The 23,228-nt window shown below is 33.5% G+C and carries 18 protein-coding genes and 1 tRNA gene; 11 read left to right on the forward strand and 8 right to left on the reverse strand.

Translation table 11 applies throughout. From position 1 onward, the window contains the following. Nucleotides 1-76: 76 nt before the first annotated feature. From DFQ02_RS07300 to DFQ02_RS07310, 3 genes are all read left to right on the forward strand, one after another. Nucleotides 77-907: a hypothetical protein gene (locus DFQ02_RS07300; protein WP_116523757.1), complete on the forward strand. Its 831-nt coding sequence runs from the start codon at nt 77-79 to the stop codon at nt 905-907. Between the two features lie 61 nt (nt 908-968). Beyond that, nucleotides 969-2,480, forward strand: a complete 1,512-nt coding sequence (gene gltX / locus DFQ02_RS07305) for a glutamate--tRNA ligase (RefSeq protein ID WP_116523758.1) — start codon at nt 969-971, stop codon at nt 2,478-2,480. 97 nt (nt 2,481-2,577) lie between these two features. Further along, complete coding sequence (locus DFQ02_RS07310; RefSeq protein WP_116523759.1) at nt 2,578-3,111, forward strand: hypothetical protein; 534 nt, start codon at nt 2,578-2,580, stop codon at nt 3,109-3,111. Here the strand turns inward: DFQ02_RS07310 and DFQ02_RS07315 are convergent. Further along, nucleotides 3,095-3,778, reverse strand: a complete 684-nt coding sequence (locus DFQ02_RS07315; protein ID WP_116523760.1) for a hypothetical protein — start codon at nt 3,776-3,778, stop codon at nt 3,095-3,097. The genes DFQ02_RS07310 and DFQ02_RS07315 overlap by 17 nt on opposite strands. 72 nt (nt 3,779-3,850) lie before the next feature. Between DFQ02_RS07315 and DFQ02_RS07320 the strand changes: the two genes are divergently transcribed. Together DFQ02_RS07320 and DFQ02_RS07325 are read left to right on the forward strand one after the other, a co-directional pair. Continuing rightward, nucleotides 3,851-4,780, forward strand: coding sequence for an SPFH domain-containing protein (locus DFQ02_RS07320; RefSeq protein WP_116523761.1), 930 nt, complete (start codon nt 3,851-3,853; stop codon nt 4,778-4,780). After that, nucleotides 4,773-5,183, forward strand: coding sequence for a hypothetical protein (locus tag DFQ02_RS07325; protein ID WP_116523762.1), 411 nt, complete (start codon nt 4,773-4,775; stop codon nt 5,181-5,183). The genes DFQ02_RS07320 and DFQ02_RS07325 overlap by 8 nt, the downstream gene beginning before the upstream one ends. Before the next feature lie 178 nt (nt 5,184-5,361). Here the strand turns inward: DFQ02_RS07325 and DFQ02_RS07330 are convergent, their stop codons facing one another. From DFQ02_RS07330 to DFQ02_RS07355, 6 genes are all read right to left on the reverse strand, one after another. Beyond that, nucleotides 5,362-5,706, reverse strand: a complete 345-nt coding sequence (locus tag DFQ02_RS07330) for a hypothetical protein (protein ID WP_116523763.1) — start codon at nt 5,704-5,706, stop codon at nt 5,362-5,364. Nucleotides 5,707-5,804: 98 nt separating this feature from the next. Continuing rightward, the gene (locus DFQ02_RS07335; RefSeq protein ID WP_116523764.1) at nt 5,805-6,440 is read right to left on the reverse strand and encodes a response regulator; all 636 of its coding nucleotides are present in this window, start codon (nt 6,438-6,440) and stop codon (nt 5,805-5,807) included. A gap of 1 nt (nt 6,441) precedes the next feature. Further along, nucleotides 6,442-8,040, reverse strand: a complete 1,599-nt coding sequence (locus DFQ02_RS07340; protein ID WP_181896372.1) for a sensor histidine kinase — start codon at nt 8,038-8,040, stop codon at nt 6,442-6,444. A 107-nt stretch (nt 8,041-8,147) separates the two neighbouring features. Then, entirely contained in the window at nt 8,148-9,305 is a 1,158-nt protein-coding gene (locus DFQ02_RS07345) for a GNAT family N-acetyltransferase (protein ID WP_116523766.1), read from the reverse strand. 63 nt (nt 9,306-9,368) lie between these two features. After that, nucleotides 9,369-9,851 (reverse strand): DUF1761 domain-containing protein, encoded by a 483-nt coding sequence (locus DFQ02_RS07350; protein ID WP_116523767.1) that lies wholly within the window; start codon nt 9,849-9,851, stop codon nt 9,369-9,371. 78 nt (nt 9,852-9,929) lie between these two features. Then, nucleotides 9,930-11,951, reverse strand: coding sequence for a glutamine--tRNA ligase/YqeY domain fusion protein (locus tag DFQ02_RS07355; RefSeq protein WP_116523768.1), 2,022 nt, complete (start codon nt 11,949-11,951; stop codon nt 9,930-9,932). Nucleotides 11,952-12,031: 80 nt separating this feature from the next. On the opposite strand from DFQ02_RS07355, the gene folB reads away from it, so the two are divergent. Together folB and DFQ02_RS07365 are read left to right on the forward strand one after the other, a co-directional pair. Next, entirely contained in the window at nt 12,032-12,400 is a 369-nt protein-coding gene (gene folB / locus DFQ02_RS07360) for a dihydroneopterin aldolase (RefSeq protein ID WP_116523769.1), read from the forward strand. A 45-nt stretch (nt 12,401-12,445) separates the two neighbouring features. Beyond that, nucleotides 12,446-12,517, forward strand: a tRNA-Cys gene (locus DFQ02_RS07365). Nucleotides 12,518-12,630: 113 nt separating this feature from the next. On the opposite strand, the gene DFQ02_RS07370 is transcribed toward DFQ02_RS07365, so the two are convergent. Next, nucleotides 12,631-13,326 carry a LysE family translocator gene (locus tag DFQ02_RS07370; RefSeq protein WP_116523770.1) on the reverse strand — a complete coding sequence of 232 codons (696 nt, stop codon included), beginning with the start codon at nt 13,324-13,326 and terminating at the stop codon, nt 12,631-12,633. A gap of 232 nt (nt 13,327-13,558) precedes the next feature. Here DFQ02_RS07370 and DFQ02_RS07375 point away from each other — a divergent pair, with 232 nt between their 5' ends. The 4 genes from DFQ02_RS07375 (at nt 13,559) to DFQ02_RS07390 (ending at nt 23,220) form a co-directional block, all read left to right on the forward strand. Then, nucleotides 13,559-16,369, forward strand: a complete 2,811-nt coding sequence (locus tag DFQ02_RS07375) for a triple tyrosine motif-containing protein (RefSeq protein ID WP_116523771.1) — start codon at nt 13,559-13,561, stop codon at nt 16,367-16,369. A 218-nt stretch (nt 16,370-16,587) separates the two neighbouring features. Further along, nucleotides 16,588-19,614 (forward strand): SusC/RagA family TonB-linked outer membrane protein, encoded by a 3,027-nt coding sequence (locus DFQ02_RS07380; RefSeq protein WP_181896373.1) that lies wholly within the window; start codon nt 16,588-16,590, stop codon nt 19,612-19,614. Between the two features lie 10 nt (nt 19,615-19,624). Beyond that, nucleotides 19,625-21,109, forward strand: a complete 1,485-nt coding sequence (locus tag DFQ02_RS07385) for a RagB/SusD family nutrient uptake outer membrane protein (RefSeq protein ID WP_116523773.1) — start codon at nt 19,625-19,627, stop codon at nt 21,107-21,109. Nucleotides 21,110-21,126: 17 nt separating this feature from the next. Beyond that, nucleotides 21,127-23,220: a hypothetical protein gene (locus tag DFQ02_RS07390; RefSeq protein ID WP_147297744.1), complete on the forward strand. Its 2,094-nt coding sequence runs from the start codon at nt 21,127-21,129 to the stop codon at nt 23,218-23,220. Nucleotides 23,221-23,228: the final 8 nt, after the last annotated feature.

Genomic DNA, 23,228 nt, shown 5'->3' on the forward strand with positions numbered 1-23,228 from the left:
CCAAAACCTTTAATGTTTGTTAAACCTTTTGTAAGCTAATATTAAAAGCCACAACTAACATTCCAAACATCTTAAAATGAAATATTATTTGTCACTAATTATTGCCTTGGTATGCACTTCCATTTTTGCTCAAAGTGCATGGACTAAAAAAAAGGGTGAAATATATACCCAACTAGCTTTTACAACAATAAACGATTACAACCAAATATTTGGGAATCCCGATTACCAAACTGAGCGTAACCTAACAGATAATACATTTCAGATTTATGGCGAATACGGAATAACAGACAATATTACAATTATGGTTAACTTACCTGTAAAGCTAATAGAAGCTGGAAGTTTGGCTAACAATTCAGCATCCATGACAAGTTCCAAGTCTATCACAAGACTTGGTAATATTGATATTAGTATAAAACATCTTCTTTCAAATAAAAAATGGATAATCTCTACAGAAATAAATCTGGAAGCAAATACGAGTGCTTTTGATAATTCCTCTGGGATAAGGACAGGATTTAACGCCTGGTCTTTTACACCAACTATTAACTTTGGCAGAAGTTTTAAAAAATATTACACCCAGGTATATACCGGACTAAACATTAGAACAAACGGCTATAGTACTAATTTTAAATTAGGTGGTGAAGTTGGAACTAAACCTCTAAAAAAATTAACTCTCATAGCTTTTGTTGATATTCTAAAATCTTTTAAAGATGGTTCGGTGGAAATACCTCCAAACAATTTGCAAACCGCACTTTATATAAACAACCAAGAGTATGGTGCTTTCGGACTTAAAATAATTGGAGCGCTTGGTGAAAAATATGGCATTAACGCTGGATTTGGTGGCGCTTTTTTTGGTAGAAATGTTGCAAAGTCACCAGCCCTTACTTTAGGGGTATATCATAACTTTTAATCTAATCTTTTAGTTAACTATCCTAAATATCCTTTTATCTTTGCAGTCAAATTAATTAATAATGACCAAAAACGTTCGTGTGCGTTTTGCACCAAGCCCTACCGGACCATTACATATTGGAGGTGTTCGTACGGCACTTTTTAACTATCTATTTGCCAAAAAACATGGTGGTGATTTTATTTTAAGAATAGAAGATACCGATCAAAACCGTTATGTTGAAGGTGCTGAAAAGTACATTATTGAGGCCTTGAATTGGTGTGGAATACCTTTTGACGAAGGTCCTGGAAAAAACGAAAAATATGGGTCTTACAGACAAAGTGAACGCAAAAGCATATATAAACAATATGCACAACAACTTATTGAAAGTGGTCATGCTTACTACGCATTTGATACGGCAGAACAACTAGATTTTCACAGAAAAGACCACGAAGCTAAAGGGAAAACGTTTATCTACAATTGGCATAACCGATTAAAGTTGAGTAATTCTCTATCGCTTTCTAACGAAGAAGTCAAAGCAAAAATAGAAGCAGGAGAAGATTATGTTATTAGATTTAAGGCGCCTCAAAATGAAAAACTTCATTTAAAAGATATTATTCGTGGTGATATTAAAATTGATACCAACATTTTAGATGATAAAGTACTATTTAAAAGTGATGGAATGCCAACCTATCACTTAGCTAACATTGTAGATGATCATCTCATGAAAATCACTCATGTAATACGTGGTGAAGAGTGGTTGCCTTCTTTAGCCTTACATTATCAATTATACCAAGCTTTGGGTTGGGAAACACCAGAATTTGCCCACTTACCTTTAATTTTAAAACCTACAGGCAAAGGAAAACTAAGCAAGCGTGATGGAGATAAATTAGGCTTCCCGGTATTCCCTTTACAGTGGGAGGACCCAAAAACACACGACATATCAAGAGGTTATAAAGAAGATGGGTATTTCCCAGAGGCCGTGGTAAACTTTCTTACCTTTTTAGGCTGGAACCCAGGAACAGAACAAGAAATTTTTAGTTTAGAAGACCTTGTTAAGGTTTTTGATTTAAACCGTGTGAACAAAGCTGGAGCCCGTTTTGATCCTGATAAAATTAAATGGTTTAATCACCATTACATGCAAGAGCAACCCGAAAGTGAATTAGCCGAAGCCTTTAAAGAGCAGTATGAACAATTAAGTGATATTGATGTTAATTATATTGAGTTAGTTATTGGCTTAGTTAAAGAACGTGCTACCTTTGTTTCAGATTTTTGGGATTTGAGTTATTTCTTCTTTCAAGCTCCAAAAAGCTATGATGAAAAAGCTTCAAAAAAAGCACTCAAAGAAGATACAAAAGAGATTCTTAACGCTGTTATACAGCTCATTAATGATACGGAAGATTTTACCGTAGAAAGCCTTCAAACAAATATTAAAGGCTGGATTACTACTAATGAAATAGGTTTTGGAAAAGTTATGATGCCATTACGATTAGCTTTAGTAGGTGCTTTACAAGGACCAGATGTATTTGATATTATGTTTATGATTGGTAAACCTGAAACCGTGAAGCGTATTCAAGCTGTAATTAAATCTCTGTAAACTGTCGTTAACTAATTAAACTCTCTCATTCCCTAATTCTTATTTAGTGAATCATTAAATAGAGCGTTAAGTTTGTTTTTGATTAAACATTTTTCAGATGAAAAATATACTAGCTTTAACTCTATTCTTGGTAATGTCATGCCTTTTAAATGGTCAAACAATTTTAAAAGGAAACGTTTGGGATGGTGAATTTAATTATTCTGGAGTTAGTATTTCTTTAGAAAATACAGAAATATTGAATTTTTCAGATTTTGATGGAAACTTTCAATTGGATATTCCTAAGCGTATTGAAAAAGGTAATGTAATCTTTCAATACGTTGATTTAGCAATCAAAATTGAGAACTTCAAATTTAAAACTTCAATTATAGATTTAGGTAAAGTAATTATTCCGCTTTTAAAACATATTGATCCCTCTGAATACATAAAACTGCCTAAAGAAAAACAAAAAAACATTCAACCGGTTACTTGTTGGGGGCAAATTCTAGGTTATATCAAAAAAGATGTGTTAGAAGAAGATAGTCTAATTTTAAACTGTAATAAGAAAATTGAAAACTATTCTTTTAACTCAAAAACAGGAACAATTGTTTTAGACTATTCAGAAATTAGAGACTGTCTTAAAACGAAATCATAGCCCCAAAAACTAACATGTTCTGGTTTCCTTTAAAGTTTGATTCTCCTCCTGTTGCATCTAAACCCTGACTATTAAGTTTCTTAAAAATATTGGTAAAACCATAGATATATTGGGCTCTTAGCTTAATGAATTTATATCCAACTGATGCCCCTACCAATCCGTTAAGGTTAAAACGGGTAATAGATGAAATATCCTCTGCATTTAAACTGGTATAGTTATTTATGTAATACGCCTTTTGGTCTTCGTTTTTAATCTCTAATTTCCCGTTATATTGAAGCATAGGGCCTACATCAAGCGTTAAATAACTACCTAGTAGTTTAATATGCCCCAACAAAGCCAGTTGAGCCGCAAACATTTTATATTCAATAAACTCTTCCTGTCCTACAATCATTTCTGGCCTTGCTGAAATCTTAATGTTATTCTCAGAAAGTTGCATACCATAACTCATATCATACCACTTATGAGGTAAATCTACAGTTGCAGACATGCCAAATAAAAAACCATCACCTTGCTCAATAATAAAATTATCTGTATCTATACTAAATTTGGTTATGCCACCAAAAACACCTATACCATTTGTGATATTATAATTTCTTGGTTGAGCAAAGCCAATTGTAACAAAACATAGTACAAAAGCTACTAATAATATAAATTGATTTTTTTTCATTGAATCTGAAGTTGTCTGCGCAAATATAACTTAAATTAGTAACACATTCTTTTAACCATTTAATATATAACTATGGGCTCTTACTTAATTTATCCAATTATTTTTTTAGGATTAATAGTTTTAATCTCTTCATTCTTTATTGTAAAACAACAAACGGCTGCCATTATTGAACGTTTTGGGCGTTTTCAAAGTATTCGTCATTCTGGACTTCAATTAAAAATTCCTTTAGTTGACAGAATTTCCGGAAAGGTCAGTTTAAAAATTCAACAACTAGATGTTATTGTTGAAACCAAAACTTTAGACGATGTATTTGTGAAGTTGAAAGTCTCTGTTCAGTATTTGGTTATTAGAGATAAAGTTTATGAAGCTTTTTATAAATTAGAATATCCTCACGATCAAATAACCAGTTATGTTTTTGATGTGGTACGAGCCGAAGTGCCTAAAATGAAGCTTGATGATGTTTTTGTGAAAAAAGACGATATAGCTATTGCTGTTAAATCTGAACTACAAGACGCCATGTTAGATTATGGTTATGATATTATAAAAACGCTTGTAACTGATATTGATCCTGATTCCCAGGTAAAGGAAGCCATGAACCGCATTAATGCTGCTGAACGTGAAAAAATTGCTGCTCAGTTTGAAGGAGACGCACAACGTATTTTAATTGTTGAAAAAGCCAAAGCAGAAGCAGAAAGCAAGCGCCTGCAGGGGCAAGGTATTGCAGACCAACGTAGGGAAATTGCTCGTGGATTAGAAGAGTCTGTAGAAGTACTCAACAAAGTTGGTATTAACTCACAAGAAGCCTCTGCATTAATTGTGGTAACACAACATTATGATACTTTACAAGCTATTGGTGAAGAAACCAACAGCAATCTAATTCTATTACCTAATTCTCCACAAGCTGGAAGCGATATGCTTAACAACATGGTAGCAAGTTTCACCGCTAGCAATCAAATTGGTGAAGCCATGAAAAAGCAAGCTAAGAAAAAAGACAATGAATAAACTTACCAAAACTGTTATAATCCTGCTAGTGTTTAGCGGGATTACTTTTGCCCAAACAAGTGAAGAATTGAAGGCATCTGCCTTACGAGATGCTAAAATCACCTCGGAAGCCACTCTTAAATTTGATTTTGAAACAGTTTTTAAACATACCTATCCACCAATAATCGAAATAATGGTCGGGTATGAAACTGGAATGGAATTTATAAAGTCTACTTTTGATAAAATGAAAAGTGAGGGTTTTGAATTTGAAAATGCAGACATAATTAGCGTGTCTGATATTGTTTTTGAGCAAGATGAATACCGCTGTTATATTGAAGGTTTCAATCAAATGAAAATTAACAATATGCTTATAAAAGCTAAAAGTTATATGTTGGGGATTTACAACCCTGAAAAGGAAATTTGATACTTTTTAGAAGCTAAACAACTAAAAAATCCAGCTATAGCAGATATGATTTTACCCGATTTTAAAACCGAATTAAACATCCCTGATGATGAAATGACAACCGAGCAATTATAAATTAAAAAGACTACTTTAAACACGTGTTAAAAGTAGTCTTTTCAACTATTATAAGTTGTTTTCACTAATCGTTTTTAGTGACTACAGCAACTTCCGTTTTACTTTCATCAGAATTGCTTTTCCAGGGTTTGTAATTTTTGTATGCTGGCCCCTTTAATTCAGTTCTTTTTGAATTAAAAGCTATTTGAACATATTCTTTTTTGGAATTGTCTTTCCAAACCTTTCTATTTTTGTACGCTGGACCTGTTAATTTCTCTTGTTTTACGGCTGTATAAACCAACGTAGGTGTACTATTGTCTTTCCAGGGTTTATAATTTTTGTATGCGGGTCCTTTTAGGTCGTTCTTTTTTTGTGCATAAACCCCAAAAGAAATAAAAACCAATGCTAGTGTGAAAATAAGTGTTCTCATAGTCAGTTATTTTTAATTGTTAATCAAATATAAACAGACAACACCCTGTTTAGGGTTCATGGAAATCACTTAATTTATATCCGTATTAATACGGATTTTTAGCTAATAAGTTTCATTTTAACAGCCTTAATGATAAGTTCTGCAGTGTTTTTAACGTTAAGTTTCTTTAAGATGTTAGCCCGATGCGTCTCTATAGTTCTTGAGCTAACATAAAGCTCTGCAGCAATTTCCTTAGTTGTGTTTCCTTTTGAGATTAACAGTAAAACCTCTGCTTCTTTTTTGGAAAGTATGTCTTCACTAACAGTGTTCTCAGACATGTAGTCAATCATTTTCTCAGATATATTGGGAGAAAAATACTTTTTATCTTCACTAACTATACGAACTACTTTTACAAGCTCCTCTTGATCAGTATTTTTTAATAAATAACTAAAAGCCCCCATTTTTGCACATTTGGCTATATAATTTCCATCGTCATGCATAGAAATGATGATAGGCTTAACATTGGTATTTACACTCTTGAGTTTATTGAGGGCTTCAAACCCATCCATGTTGGGCATAGTAATATCCAGAAGAACAATGTCTATATCTGGATGGGTTTTAACAAACTTAATTAACTCCTCTCCATCACTAACACATTGTACAACCTCAATATCCTCGTGCCTTTTTAGTAGTTCTTTTAAACCATTTCTAAAAAGCTCATGATCATCTGCTATTACTAATTTAATTGTTTTCATGCTATATGGGTAATTCTATGTCAAAAGTAGTACTCCCTGGTTTAGATTGCATTTGAATTTTTCCATTACAAATTTCAACTCGTTCTTTTATGTTAATGATGCCAGAACCCAAGGATACATGATCTTCATTAAAACCCAGTCCATCGTCAAAATAAAACAATGATACAAAATCATCAAACTCAGACAATGTAATTCTGATATTTTTGGCTTTGGCATGTTTTAAGGTATTATTAACTAGTTCTTGAGTTATTCTAAAAATATGAATTTCTTGATTTTTAGTAATATTACTGTTTGCTGGTTTCAAAAGGTCTTCGAAAATAATTGAGATTCCAGAGGCTTTTTTGATGTCTCTTGTAAAGTTAGTAAGTGCAGCGCCTACACCAAAATCATCCATTATTGAAGGAGATAAGGCATTAGACATAATTCTAATTTCAGAAATAGTATTATCTATTATTTTTCCCATTTCTAAACGTAAATCTTTATCATCTACATGGTTATCTATGTAAAACTTTAAGGATGTTAATAATGGTCCCAAACCGTCGTGGAGTTCTCTAGAAAGTCGTTGTCTTTCGTTTTCTAAACCTTCCACCAATTGTCGTTTGTTATTTATACGGCTTATATGCTCATTATTTCTAAACTCTAAAAGCTTGTCTCTCATTTTAAGTAAACTCTTTCCTAAAACATCCTTTTTACTTTTAGGAGTATACTGTGTGTTTAAGTTCATACTACCTATCTCTTTCGAAAAATTTACAGCACCTTGAAGGGATTTTTTTAAATCAGCTAATGCTTCAAACATTTCATTTATTTCATTGGAATTTTTAGCAAACTTGCTAATTTCATTATAATTACCCCCTGCCATTTCCTTTAAACTGTTTTTCATGTTTAAAATAGGTTTGATAATGATTCTAGTTAAAAACAGAGAAATTAAAATAACAATTACAATAACTAAAAACATTAATACAAAGAGTCTCTTTTTTAGGCTTTTTAATGGTGCCTCTACTTCATCCTTATCTATTTCTGAAAGAATTACTAGTTTAAGATTCTCTACTGCAATTAGCCCATAAACACCATAAACGTCAATATTTCTGTAATCTTTGTATAATCCTTTACCCAATTTATTATTTAAAGCATTGGTTACACCTACTGTTTTTACAACAATGTTATGTGGTGTAGAATCTTTAAAGAATCGAGACTGGGTTCGCATTCTGTAATCCTCTCCAACCAGATAGGACTCTCCTGTCTCGCCCATTCCGGTGCGTTCCAACAAAATGTTCATTATTTTTTTATAAGGAATAGTCCTTACGCGACAATCTCCATCACTAGCATCAACTAATCCAATGGTGAATTCACGATTTAAATCATATTTAGTAAAATCATAGATGCCGGTTTCTAACACTTTATTGGGTAAGCTTAGTTGTAAAGAATCATCATGAAACATATCATCTGATGAACTCCTAAAACTCTGCCATTCGGCTTTAATCAACTTTTCTACCTGAAGTCTTTTTAAAGTCTTTATAGAATTTAATTGTTGGAGAATTCTATTTGTTAGTACCTCTGAAAACTGATTATAAAATGTAATGGATAGCACGATTGCTACCAAAAACACCAGCCCATTTATAATTAATAATATGTGAGATTTTAAGCTAATATCCTCAAGGATTTAATGGATTAAACCAATGTTACAAATATAATATATAAAGTAATTTTTTACTTAAACGGGTGTCTTTCCTCCCATTTTCGCATGGGGTTCATGTATTTAACCACACATTTCATAACCGTATTGGCAATAAGATTATTAGTGTGCTTCAAGTACACATACATGGTATTGGGTTTGGCACCAATAGAGCTTTTAATTTCCATGGCAGTTCTTGCATAAACAATGGTTTTGAAATTATTCTCAATGCCAAAAAAAGCCATATTAAATAGCATATTTAAATACATCTGATGCTTTTGTTGAAGTACGTTATTGTAACCTAAAAAATAGGTTTCTAGAATGTCGTAATTAAGTATCAAAGAATAAAAACCAACCAATTCATCTTCCAGAAAATAACCATAAACTTTAAAGTTGTCTTTAAGTTGCTGTTTTAAACTTAGAAAATGATTCTTAGCTAGTTTAAATGAATTAACTCTGGCGTTGTCTGACACATTTTCATAAAGTTCATAAAGTTTATCAGAATGTTTTTCTAAGTAGTATTCATCTAATGCTTTGCAAGTTAAATCTGTACTTTTCTTTCTGGCTGTTTTATATCGTCTTCTATATTTTTTGTTGAAGTCTGAAACGAAATTATTTGGCGTTTTCCATGTATCAAGAATATTAAATAGCATGTTAGGTTGTACCTGAACTTTGTACAAATTCTGCTTCTCAAAAAAAGAGGTACTCTGATGAATAGTATCTGTTTCAAAATAATCCTTAAAAACTATAATTCTAATGTTTTTATTAAAGGTTTGTTTTATTTCAATGGTTAAATCCGTAATGACTTTTTGAATTGTTCCTAAGAAATCATCTTGAGGAATTTTTTCAGAATTAAAATAAATACCGTGTTGTCCTGTATGCATCAAATTACCAACCACTAAAGCATTACCTCGTACAAATTTAGATACTAACTGTTTGCCTATTTGTTTTAAATAATTGTTTGAAGTACGTCTAAAAACATCATCTAAATACATTTGAACCCGCTGAATAATGGTAATACCTACCAACGTCTCAGATTCAAAGACACCAATAAAATAGGAGTTAATGTTATTGGGTGATGAAACCTCTAATGCTTTTAAAAAAGGTGTTTTTAAAAATAAGTCCCTAACTGGTAAGTCATCCCATTCCGATGGAATTTCAGAAACATTTCGATATATTTTATATGTTATCAATAGTAAAGAAAAAGACCGAAGTTAATCACCTCAGTCTTTGTTTATGTTAAAAATACAAAAATATTATACCCATCCACAAATAATTGCACCCATAACAGCCATAGTTACTACCCAATACCCCGTGTTAATGAGAATGTATTTAGCGCTTTTTCGCTCAAATAACGCATTCGTACCTAAAATTGGAAGTGCAACAAAAATACCTGCAAGTACACCATGAAAAGCCCCATGTTTAAAAGTTCTAAACTCGTTGGCATACTCTGCCATAAAAGCCTCATAAGAAGGTTGAACTCCTAATTCTCCTTGTGCTAAACTAAACGCTCCCATTTGGTGAATAACCATTGGCATTATTGACATAGCAAGTAGGATAGCAAAAATAAATGCCATAATAAAGATTTTAGCCATATTGGCGCCTTTTATCTTTTCTTCACTCATGTCTGCTGCTTTCATCCAAGCAGTTCCAAATACTTTTGGATTATACCAAATAAACCCTACAACAAGGGCAGAAATAGCAGCCGCAAGGATTGCTAGAAAATTCATTGATTCCATGATGATATTTTTTTAGTTAGATATTAAATATAGCTAAAAATATAATATAGAATATTTTATTTGTTAAATGATGTAGTATTAAAGTGACTGAACCTCAGCCACTAAAAGGTCATTTTTATCTTCTAAAGCCTTTGCTATAAAGCTATTTATAGTTTCGTTTTTTTGTAAACCATTATTAAGCAAAACACCTAATGCTAGTGCTGTTGCAATGCGTGTTCCCACCTTTTTAGCGGCAGTATCAAAAAGCGGTTCTAGGTCTTCGTAAGTCACATCTTTTGCAAGTTCTAATATTTCAGCCTTAACCTTTTGTTGTTTAGCCTCTGGCAAATTAGTGTACTTCTTTCCTAATTGTTTAATAACATCAATTGGTTTACGTTGTTGCTGAGGTTTTGGCTGATTTTTAATATTATCTTGAGGCTTATTTAAACTGTGCTCAGTACTAGTCTTTTTAGCCCAAGTATCTCGCAATCCAACCGTTTTATTGAATATTAAATGTTCTGAATTTGAATCATCATCAACATTAAAATATCCCAAGCGTTGAAACTGGAACCTATCTCCTACTTTAGCTTCAGCTAAACTTGGTTCTACATATGCTTTTAAGGTTTTCAAGGAATTTGGATTTATAAATTCCATGAAGTCTTTATCCTGATGTCCATCTGGAGATTCATCCATAAAGAGTCTGTCATATTCCCTAACTTCAGCTTTAAGAGCATGGGCAATAGACACCCAATGTAAGGTTCCTTTAACACGTCTTGCTGTATCTTTAGAATATGTGCAATGAATCTCGGTGATATTGCCATCTGTATCTTTTACAACACTTTCAGCCTTGATAATGTAGGCATTTTTTAACCGAACCTCACCCCCTAATTTCAATCTAAAAAACTTACTACTTGCTTCTTCTTTGAAATCTTCTTTTTCAATATAGAGTTCTCTTGAAAATGGCACTTTTCTATAACCTGCCGATTCATCTTCAGGATTGTTTTCAGCATCTAACCATTCTACCTTGTCCTCTGGATAATTAGTGATTACCAATTTTACAGGGTCTAAAACAGCCATGACTCTTGGCGCTGTTTTATTCAAATCCTCTCGTATACAAAACTCTAAAAGAGACACATCTATAACATTATCACGTTTAGCAACCCCAACAGTTTCAACAAACTTTCGTAAAGCATTTGGTGTATAGCCTCTTCTTCGTAAACCCGAAATAGTTGGCATTCTGGGGTCATCCCATCCATTAACCACGCCATCATTAACAAGTTGTAATAACTTGCGCTTACTCATAATGGTATAGCTTAAGTTTAATCGTGCAAACTCGCGTTGTTTTGGAGGCAATGGTAAGATCTCTTTACTGTATTCGTACACAATGTCCCTAAACCAATTATACAGTTTTCTGTGCGGTTTAAATTCCAAAGAACATAATGAATGTGAAATCTGCTCAATGTAGTCGCTTTCACCATGTGTCCAATCATACATTGGGTAAATACACCAATCATTTCCAGTTCTGTGGTGATGGGCATACATGATGCGATACATAATAGGGTCGCGCATTAACATATTAGGGTCTTCCATATCAATTTTGGCTCGCAATACATGTGTTCCTGCCTCAAATTCTCCATTCTTCATTCGTGTGAACAAATCAAGATTTTCAGCAATACTTCTATCTCTATAGGGACTACTGGTACCAACTTGAGTAGGGGTTCCCTTTTGTTCTGCCATGGCTTCACTTGTCTGTGAATCTACATAGGCCTTTCCATCTTTAATCATTTGAATGGCCCAGTCATAGAGTTGCTGAAAATAATCTGAAGAATACAATTCCTTGTCCCACGAATAACCTAACCAAGCTACATCACGCTTTATAGCGTCTACATACTCTTGTTCTTCTTTAGAGGGGTTCGTGTCATCAAACCTCAGGTTTACTGGAGCATTATACTTTTCACCCAAACCAAAACTAATCCCAATTGCTTTAGTATGACCAATATGTAAATAACCATTGGGTTCTGGAGGAAACCTGAACCGCAAACTACTTTTAGGCATTCCATTGGTTAAATCTTCTTCTATAATTTGCTCAATAAAATTAAGCGGTTTTCTTTCTTCAGACATTTTCTGAGGTATTTCAACTAAATAAGCCCCAAAATTAAGGAAAATCAACCTATTTTAGCCCAATAACTTTAGAAACAATAATGGGAACAATAAAAGTTGAAAACATAAAAGTTTACGCTTACCACGGGTGCTTAAAAGAAGAAACAAAAATAGGTAGTGATTACAGGGTTGATTTAGAGGTAAAAGCAGATTTAATAACCTCTGCAATGTCTGATGAGCTTATGGATACGGTTGATTATGTGTTTTTAAATCGCATCATAAAAGAAGAAATGGCTATTCCATCAAAACTTCTAGAAACTGTTGCAAAACGTATTTTAGATAGAATATTTTCTGAAGATACCATGGTAAAAAAAGCAACGGTTTGGGTTAGTAAAACAAACCCTCCTATTGGCGGTGATGTGGAGAGTGTAACGATAAAAATGACTGACAGACGTAAAAAGCAGTTTTAAATAAGAAAAAGTTATAAATTTTTTTACATTTGCACCTAAGGTAAGGGCGTCATGGCCGAGTGGCTTAGGCACAGGTCTGCAAAACCTGGTACAGCGGTTCGAATCCGCTTGACGCCTCTCAAGAGAGATACTTTTTCTAAGTATCTCTTTTTTCTTTTAAAAATTTAGTAAGCCATATTTTTATAAAACTCCTTCAACAAACAAAAATAATGCTTGTTAAACATTTTCCATTAATCTGGTAGTTTTTCTTTTATAGGGCTTATCTGCTCCAACTTTTCTTTATTCTTCTCATAAGCTTCAGGAAACAATCCCTGAATCAATAGCAGCACCCCAAAACCTAGAACAACTAAAGCCACTATTTTTTTGGTTTTATAAATTAGGCGTGGGGATAATTTATTCTTAATTCTTTTGGCTACTAATATTTTAGCGATATCAACCAATAAATACGTGGCTAGAATAGTTCCCAAAAAAACTAAAACACCATGCTCTGAGGTTGTTAAAGTATTTGCTAAAGCTATAAAAACAACCCAACCAATAAGCACACCTATATTAATGAAATTGAGTAAAAAACCCTTTACAAACAATCTGCCGTAGCCTTTTTTAAATTCAACAGCATGATATTCTCTAACAATATCCCTAAACGATTTTGAGGTTTTTATAAATGAGATAATCCCATAAGCAATGAGTAAAGCCCCTCCAAAAATTAAAAAATTTGGGTCTCCCTTTACCCTATCCAACAGTCTATTGGTACTAAAAAAAGCAACTAGAATAAAGATGATATCTGCCAAAATAACGCCTAAATCAAAAATCAGGGCGCTTCTAAACCCTTTGGTAGCACCTGTTTCTAACAGTACAAAAAACACTGGGCCAATGGTAAATGCTAGAACAATTCCGAAAGGAATCGCTGTTAAAATATCATCAAACATAATTTCTTTGAAGCTTTATTCAATACAAAATAAAGAAATAAAACTAATTATTATATCCAATGGATGTATTAAATAGAATTGTATTTCTGAGTAGCAAATTACTTTATATAGCTTATAAAATAATAGTCAATTTTCACCCATACAATATTTCTATTTAATAAAAGTAAATACCTATTTTTAAGTATTTTGTAGTATATTGTATCTACAACAAGTCTGTATAGTTATAATTTAGATGGGTGTTTATTTAAAATTTCTGTTTACGTTAACTCTATTTGTGTGTGTTTCCATTCAAGCACAAGTACTTCCTCCCATACAGGGTTATTCTCCAGAAATGTACGGTGCTGACAATCAAAACTGGTCGGTTTCTCAAACCGAAAACGGCTACATTTATGTTGCTAACAATAGTGGATTATTGGAGTTTGATGGCGAAACTTGGCAACTTCATGAATCTCCTAATGGTAAAATACGATCGGTAAAAGTTATTGATAATCTGGTTTATACTGGATGTTACAGAGAGTTTGGCTATTGGGGAAAAAATACGACAGGCGTCCTAAACTATACATCTTTATCAAAAAAACTTAATGTAAATTTTCTTGAAGATGAAGAATTCTGGAATATAATTGCCTTAGATAATTGGATCCTATTTCAATCTTTAAGTCGTATTTACATCTATAATAAAACAACCCAATCCCTTAATATTATTGATTCTGAATCCGTAATTTATAAAATGTTTGAGGTTGGAAAAGTTGTTTATTTCCAAAAAGTCAAAGAAGGGCTTTTCAAAATAGAAGGAGGCAAAGCTCAACTTGTAAGTAATCACCAAATTTTTAAAGAAAACTATTTGGTAAACCTCTTTAACTTGAACAATAAACTTTTAGTTCAAACAGAAGATAATGGCTTTTATTTGTTTTCTGAAGACCATAGTTTAAATAAGTGGGAAATTAAAGCCAATAATCTATTGTCTAACGTGAGTGTATATAGGAGTAAAAGGCTTCAAGACTCTAGCTTTATGCTTGGAACAAGGTCTAACGGAATCTTACATATAACACCAAATGGAGAAATTGATTATACTATTAATTTCTCTAATGGTTTACTTAATAATACTATTCATGATGTATTTGAAGATTCTGAAAACAATATATGGCTTGCCTTAGAAAACGGCATAAATTGTATCAATGTAAAATCTCCTTTTGAGTTGTATCATGATAAAGAAGGTAAGTTAGGCACTACATATACCTCCATTTATCACAATAACATCTTATATCTTGGAACCAATCAAGGCTTATTTTATAAATCTATCAATGACTCTAATGTGCCATTCAAATTTATTGAAGGTACAGAAGGACCCGTGTGGTCATTGGTAAGTCATCAAAACACTTTGTTCTGTGGACATAACATAGGCGCTTTAATAATTGAAAACGGAGAGATTAAAAATAAGATAGATATTAATGGTGCTTGGAACATAATTCCAATTCCTGATGTCTCAAATCAATTATTAGTAGGCAACTATGATGGACTGAGTATTATAGAAAAGAAAGATGATATCTGGAGTTTTAAACATAAAATTCAGGGTTTCAGTACTTCTAGTAGATTCTTTGAAGTACTGGATAACACTATTTTTGTTAGTCATGAATATAAAGGAGTATTTAAATTAAAAACTAATAGTGATTTTTCGAAAATAATTGAAACCAAAGAGGAAACATCTGTAGAGCAAGGTTTAAACTCTAGTTTAGTAAAATTCAATGACAAAATTTACTACGCATACAAGGACGGTATATATGCCTACGACAAGAAGCAAGAAATATTTATTAAAGATTCTATTATGAGTAATCTGTACAATAAAGAAACATATACTTCTGGTAAGTTAATTGTAGATGCTCAAAATAAAATGTTATGGAACTTTTCAAGAAAAAAACTAAGCTATATTTCATCAGGTAAACTGAGTTCAAAGCCAACTGTAACAACCATTCCTTTTTCAGAACTAATTCCCCATGGCTTAACGGGGTCTGAAAATATTTCTTCACTTAATGACCAAAGATATTTAATAGGAACTTCAGAAGGTTATATCATTCTAAACTTAAATAAAATCAAACACAAATCTTTTAAAATAGCTCTCAATTCTGTTATTGTGAGTGATATTGAAAATGATATTGTTCAACGTGTTGATAAATCTAAATCTAAAGAGTTTAAGAATAAACTTAACAATATAACTTTCAACTTTAGTGTTCCTGAGTATAACAAATATTTAGATACCGAATACCAATATAAACTCACAGGACTTTATCCCAACTGGAGTACATGGTCATTTAAATCAAATGTATTTTTCAAAAACTTACCGCATGGTGAATATCATTTCCACGTTAGGGCAAAAGTAGGTGACACAATTTCCAAGAACACCGAAACCTTTAAGTTTACTATAGATAAACCATGGTATTTAACTAATATTATGGTTTTAGTATACATAATAGGCGCTCTCATTATAATTATCACAACCCATAATATTTACAAACGTTACTACAGAAAACAGAGAGAAAACCTAATACGAAAAACAGCACGTGAGTTAGAACTAAAAGAACTAGAAAACAAACAACAACTTATGCGCTTTAATAATGAAAAATTAAGGCAAGATATAGATAACAAAAGTAGAGAATTGGGAATATCTACAATGAATATTATTAAAAAAAATGAAATTCTAGGGCGTGTAAAGAAAGAATTGAGTAACATAAACGAAGCAAGCCAGATAAAGAAAGTTATTAGTATTATAGATAAAAACTTAAATAACACTGATGATTGGAACCTATTTGAAGAAGCGTTTAATAATGCTGATAAGGATTTCCTAAAAAAGATTAAAGGAATGCATCCAGAATTAACTACAAATGATCTTAGGTTGTGTACCTACTTAAGGTTGAATCTATCCTCAAAAGAAATAGCGCCTTTATTAAATATCTCCCCTAGAAGTGTTGAAGTTAAACGTTATAGGTTGCGTAAAAAATTGAATTTGGAACACGAAGCTAGCCTTTCTGATTACATTTTAGAGATTTAAAGACCCCTACATCAACAAAAAACACCCATACAAGACCACAACATTGGCTTATTTCACTCAATTAAAGGGTTTACTTTGTCTTCATAAAACAGTAGTAAAATTAAAGGTTTAACAAAAAAATATGTGTTTTATTATCATGTATGTTTTTTGTTGGGGTAAAAAATATGAATACAACAATGTTTCGTGCTAAGTTTACATCAAACAAAAACTAAATTAACATGAGACACACGTTCTTAAAGATTCTAACACTCCTCTTCATGGTACACGCATCTGCGCAATCCATAGAGATAAGTGGAAACGTTCAGGACAATTCTGGATTCCCTATTCCCGGAGTCAACGTAATTGTTAAAAATTCAACCAAAGGAACCGTAACAGATTTTGATGGAAATTTTACACTTTCCAATGTCGAAATAGGTTCAACACTCACATTTAGCTACATTGGCTACGTTACCCAAGAGGTCATTGTTTCAAGTAATGCTCAACTTAACGTAAAATTAGAAGAGGACATTGCTAAACTAGATGAAGTAGTAGTAATTGGGTACGGTACTCAAACAAAAAAGGAAATTACTGGAGCCGTTTCAGTAGTTGGACCTGAAACGATTGAGAAGCTTAAACCAACAAGAATTGAGCAAGCGTTGCAAGGTCAGGTAGCTGGTGTAAATATAACCACCAACTCTGGGTCTCCTGGTGCAGGTTCTACCATTAGTATTAGAGGGGTATCTACAAATGGTGATAGCCGACCATTGATACTGGTAGACGGAAACGTAGTTGAAGACCTAAGTGTTATTAACCCGAGTGACATACAGAGTATCAACATTCTAAAAGATGCAACTGCAGGTATTTATGGCGTTAGGGCAGCAAATGGGGTTATATTAATTACAACCAAAACAGGTAGAAAAGCTATGCCACTCACTATTGAGTATAACGCTTGGGGTGGTTTTCAACAAACTACACGCAAAATACCAGTTTTAAATGCTACTGAATATGCAGTTATTGTTAACGAAGCTTATGCTGCTGCTGGTAGTACGCCTCCTTTTTCAGATTTATCAAGTCTTGGTATTGGAACCGATTGGCAAGATGAGGTCTTTGAATCTGCTCCTGTATTTAACCATAATATTAGCTTTAGAGGTGGAGGCGAAAAGTCTACTTATTCATACAGTTCATCATTTTTAACTCAAGACGGTATAGTAGGTGGTAAAAAATCCAACTTTTCTCGTTTTACCAATGCAGCTACTTATAATCTGGACTTTTTAGACAACTTCAAGTTTAAATCAGGTCTTACGCTAACAAGAACCAAAAAGAATAATCTCCCTGAAAGCACCTTAGGTTCTGTTTTATTTAATGCTCTAAACATGGATCCTACCAAAGCCGTAAGAGATTCTAACGATGAATTTACGTTAGCAAACGGTTTGGGAGCAGAAGTGGTTAATCCATTGGCACAAATAGCAAATACCTTTAATAGAAATAAAGTGATGAAGCTTAATGGTTTTGCCGGTTTGTCATATAATTTTTTAGATCATTTTACAGCCGAAGCAAATATTCAATTCAACTATTCGGAAGTTGATACTTATCGTTATGATCCAGAAGATTTTTATGGTACAGGAAAAGTATTTAACACATTTACAAGCGAGGTTTTTGAAGGGTTTGATATCTTTAGAGATTACACTTTTGACGGGTTTATTAAATATGAAAACACCTTTAATGATGACCATAAATTAAATGTGCTTTTGGGTACTTCCGTTTTTAAAACTACTGGTGTGTTCTCTGGACGCATAGGTAGAGATTTTCGTGATAACAATCCAACGTCTGCAAGAGTTGATTTAGCTTTAGATCAAGAAGATATTTTTGAAGAACGTGGGAGCAATCCAAAATTTGATGGCCGATTATTATCATACTTTGCAAGATTACAATACGATTATAAAGGCAAATATTTACTATCTGCTGTAATTCGTAGAGATGGTTCTACAAGATTTGGTCCCGGCAATAAGTTTGGGTATTTCCCATCAGGCTCTTTGGGTTGGGTTATTTCAGATGAAGAATTTATGGGTGATAGTAACTTCTTTGACTTATTAAAGCTAAGAGCCTCTTATGGTATTTTGGGTAATGATAGAATTGGTGATTACCGATTTGTCTCTCTTCTAACAGGTGAAGGTACTTATTTCTTTGGAGGAAATGATGCCGAAAATGAAGTCTTTGGAAAAGCTACTGGAGGTATTGCAAATCCTCAAATTAAATGGGAAAAACAAAAGACGATAGATGTTGGGGTTGACATGCGTATACTTAACAATAAGGTTAATATTACAGCAGACTACTTTAACAGAAGAACAGAAGATTTATTGGTTTCTCCTCAAGTTTCTGGATTATTAGGTACAGGAGCTGCACCTGTTGTAAATGCTGGAATTGTAGAAAATAAAGGTTTTGAATTTGCTATTGGTTATTCAGATACCTTAGGTGAAGAATTTAAATTCAACATAAACTATAATATTACTGGACTTAAAAATGAAGTTGTCTCTGTTAGTGGAGAGGGAGAATTCCTTGAAGGCGGTGCTTTTGGTATATCGCAGCCCGAGATTTCTAGAATGGAAGCAGGTTTTCCTTTAGGTTATTTTATTGGATATAAAACCGATGGGGTTTTCCAAACTCAGGATGAGGTAAACAATGCCGCTGTAACAGATATAGCAACACAACCTGGTGACTTAAAATTTGTTGATCAAAATAACGATGGAGTTATAGATCTAGATGACAGGGTAAATTTAGGCAATCCACTTCCAGATGCCACAATGGGACTTAATATATCATTTGACTACAAACAATTTGATTTTTCTGCTTATGCTTTTGCTTCTATAGGCAATGAGATTGTGCGTAACTATGAGCGTAATCAGCAATTGGTAAATAAACCTATTTGGTATTTAGATAGATGGACAGGATCTGGTTCCACCAATGCTGCACCAAGGCAAACTATTGGTACAAGTCCAAATACTTTGTTTTCTGATTTTTACGTGGAGGATGGTTCGTTCGTTCGCTTGCAAAATGTACAGTTAGGGTATACTTTTTCAAGTGATAATGAAAACCCTATTTTCGATCAATTCAGGCTATATGTATCAGCAAACAACCTGTTTACATTAACTGAATACCGCGGTTATGACCCAACTGCTGGAACAGGAGCTCCTATTGGCGGAGGTATTGATCAAGGTATATATCCTAGTGCTAGTACATTCTTATTAGGTATTAACGTAAAATTCTAAAAAAAGAGATATGAAAAATTTAAAATATATATACATACTGTTAGTATCCTTAGTGGTATTTTCCTGTAGCGATGATTTTGTAGATGTTGCTTCAGAAGACGAAAACTCTGAAGAATTTTTTAATTCAGAAAACGACTATCAACTAGCGTTGGTTGCTGCTTATGACTATTTACAAACAATGTCGAAGTTTTATCAATTTGCTGAAATAGCCTCCGATAATACCCTATGTGGAGGAGAAAGCGCCACAGACTCTCCTTATATTCAACAAATTGATGATATGATTCATACACCTGTCGGACAAGGGGATGGTGGATTAAGAACGATGTGGCAATGGATGTATGAAGCAGTAAACCGCTGCAATTATATTATGGAATTTAAGGATAAAACCGATTTCCCCAATAAGACAAGTGTGCTGGCTCAAACCAGATTTTTAAGAGCTTATTACAATTTTACTTTGGTGAAATGGTGGGGTGATGTGCCTATGCTTGTGGACAAACGCATTCAGTTTGGTGACCAATTTACAATTGATAGAACCCCAAAAGCAGAAGTTTATGCCCTCATAGAAGAGGATCTAACTTTCGCTGCTGCTAATCTTCCTTATGTTCAAAATGAAACTGGTAGAATAACCAAAGGAGCGGCCCAAGGACTTTTAGGTAGAGTCTATCTTTATCAAGATAAATTTGCTGAAGCAGCTAATGTTTTGGAAGATTTAATTAATAATGGCCCTCACAGATTATTAACATCTGCTGAATATCCAAACATGTTTGAGCGTGATTGGGAAAACAACATTGAATCTGTTTTTGAAATTCAATATTCAGATGTTGATGGAGGAAGTTTCGAGTGTTTCCAATGTTTGGAAGGAAACTATTCGACTTACTTTAATGGCCCTAGAGATTTTGTTGATGCCACCGGAAAATTTGATGCAGGTTATAGTTTTAATGTTCCCACTCAAGAAGTGGTAGATGCTTTTGAGCCTGGTGATTTACGATATGAAACTTCCATTTTGGATATAGAACAATATATTCTAGATAACCCTGGCTCTTCTTACAATGAAACTGCTGGATATGAGCAAACAGGTTATTTTAATAGAAAATATATTGCAAGAAAGGGGGATTTAGATATTGCAGATGCTGCTTTAACCAACCCAGACAACTATAGAGAAATCCGGTTTGCAGATGTTTTACTAATGGCTGCGGAGGCGCTTAATAGAGGAGGTATAAGTGACACTAGAGCTCAAGATTATCTTAATCAGGTTCGCAACAGGGCTCTGCTCCCAAGCGTTTCAACTACGGGGACTAATTTGACTAACGATATTTATAAAGAGCGCAGAGTAGAGCTCGTTGGTGAAGGCCATCGCTTTTTCGATCTAGTAAGAACAGGTAGAGCAGCACAAGAAATTGAAGGGTTTGTAGCTGGAAAACATGAAGTATTTCCGATACCTATAGAAGAAATTCAATTGTCGGGTAACAGATGGGCGCAAAACCCAGGATATTAAAATAAAAAATTATGAATATGAAAACATTAAAATATATATACGTTTTAAGTATGGCTTTTACATTATTGATTGGCTGTACTGAAGATGATAACGATTTGAGTTTTGTTGATGAAGTTGTGGCGCCTACAGAGGTTTCTGCGGTATTCAAAGTAACTCAAGACAACACTGGGGTGGTAACTATCACACCAAATGCTATTGGTGCGGCTCATTACAACATTACTTTTGGAGATGACACGGCAGAACCTGCAAATGTGGTTCAGGGAGACGGTGTTACGCACACCTATGCTGAAGGCAATTATGTAGTTAATATAGAAGCTGTTGGGATAACTGGTCTAAAAACAGAAGCTACTCAAAACTTAGAGGTTTCTTTCAAGGCTCCTGAAAATGTTAACGTAACCATAGAAAATGATATGGCTGTATCAAAACAAGTAAATGTTACTGCCAATGCTGATTTTGCCATTTCCTATGATGTTTATTTTGGAGAAGAGGGTACTGATGATCCTGTAAGTGCAAACATTGGTGAAAGTATTTCTTATGTTTACCAAGAACCTGGAACCTATACCATTCGAGTTGTGGTAATGGGAGCTGCCATTGAAACTACTGAATATACTGAAGAATTTACAGTAACCGAAATTCTACAGCCAATTGCATCAGCACCTGAACCGCCTAATCGTGAGGAAACAGATGTAATTTCTTTGTACAGTACTAAGTATAATGATGTACCGGGCACTAACTTTTTTCCAGACTGGGGACAAGGAGGGCAAGGTAGTTCATGGGCTGAATTTGACCTAAATGGAGATAAAATGTTACAGTATATCAATTTGAGTTATCAGGGTGTACAGTTAGCTGATGGAACTTCAATTGATGTTTCAGGAATGAAATACCTTCACTTAGATGTTTGGACGGCAGACGAGAACATTAGAATTGAAACATCCCTGATCAATAATGCCTCTGGAGATGTTACAGAAAAACCTGTTTGGAGCGATTTAACTGCTGGTGAATGGACGAGTTTAGATATTCCAATAACCGATTATACAGAACAGGGACTAACAGTAACCGAAATTTTCCAATTAAAATTCGTTGGAGATCCATGGGCTGCTGGAACCGTGTTTATAGATAATATTTATTTCTACAAACCTTCAACTGTTGCTGAAGTTCCAGAATATAATGCGCCATCCCCCACTCAAAATTCGGCTAATGTAGTTTCTATTTTTAGTGATAGTTATACCAATGTTGGAATAAGTGAGTTGAATCCAAATTGGGGACAAACAACAACATTGACGCCTGTAGATATAAATGGTAACAATATCTGGTTATATGAGGCCTTGAATTATACTGGTATAGTTACGGACTATGGTAATCCTACAGATTTATCTAGTATGGACTATGTGCATTTTGATTATTTCACCCCAGATGCTGAAGCATTAGGTTTAAAAATTGTCAATACCGTTGTTGGACAAGAAGATGTTGAATTTGTGTCAAATATTGTGAGAGGTACATGGGTTAGTGTAACAATACCTATGAGCAGATTTGACATTGATGCTTCTGCTGTTACACAATTACTTTTTGACACCGCCGGAGGTAGTGCAAAAGTTTATATAGATAATTTATATTTTTATTCTGATGCTTCTTCACAACCAGAAGTAATAGCACCAGTACCAACAATAGCACAGAATGATGTCATTTCAATTTATAGTGATGCATATACTGGGGTTACTCTCAATGAAGTAAATCCTAACTGGGGACAAACAACTACTTTATCAGATTTCAGTGTTTCTGGAGACAATATTTGGTTGTATCAATCTCTAAATTATTCTGGTATTGTAACAGATTATGGAAATCCTACCGACTTAACTGGAGTTAAGTATCTACATTTTGACTATTACACTCCAGATGCAACAACACTTGGTTTTAAAATTGTTAATACGGCATTAGATCCTGTACAAGAAGATATTGTTTTCTTACCTGAAGTAATTACAGGAACTTGGATTAGCGTTACTATTCCATTGTCTGATTATAATTTAGATTTCTCAAATATTACACAGCTAATTTGGGACACGTCAGGTGTTAGTGCAACCGTGTATGTTGATAATATTTATTTCCACAATTAAAAATAAGA

It is taken from the genome of Seonamhaeicola aphaedonensis, from assembly GCF_003386195.1.
GTDB lineage: Bacteria > Bacteroidota > Bacteroidia > Flavobacteriales > Flavobacteriaceae > Seonamhaeicola > Seonamhaeicola aphaedonensis.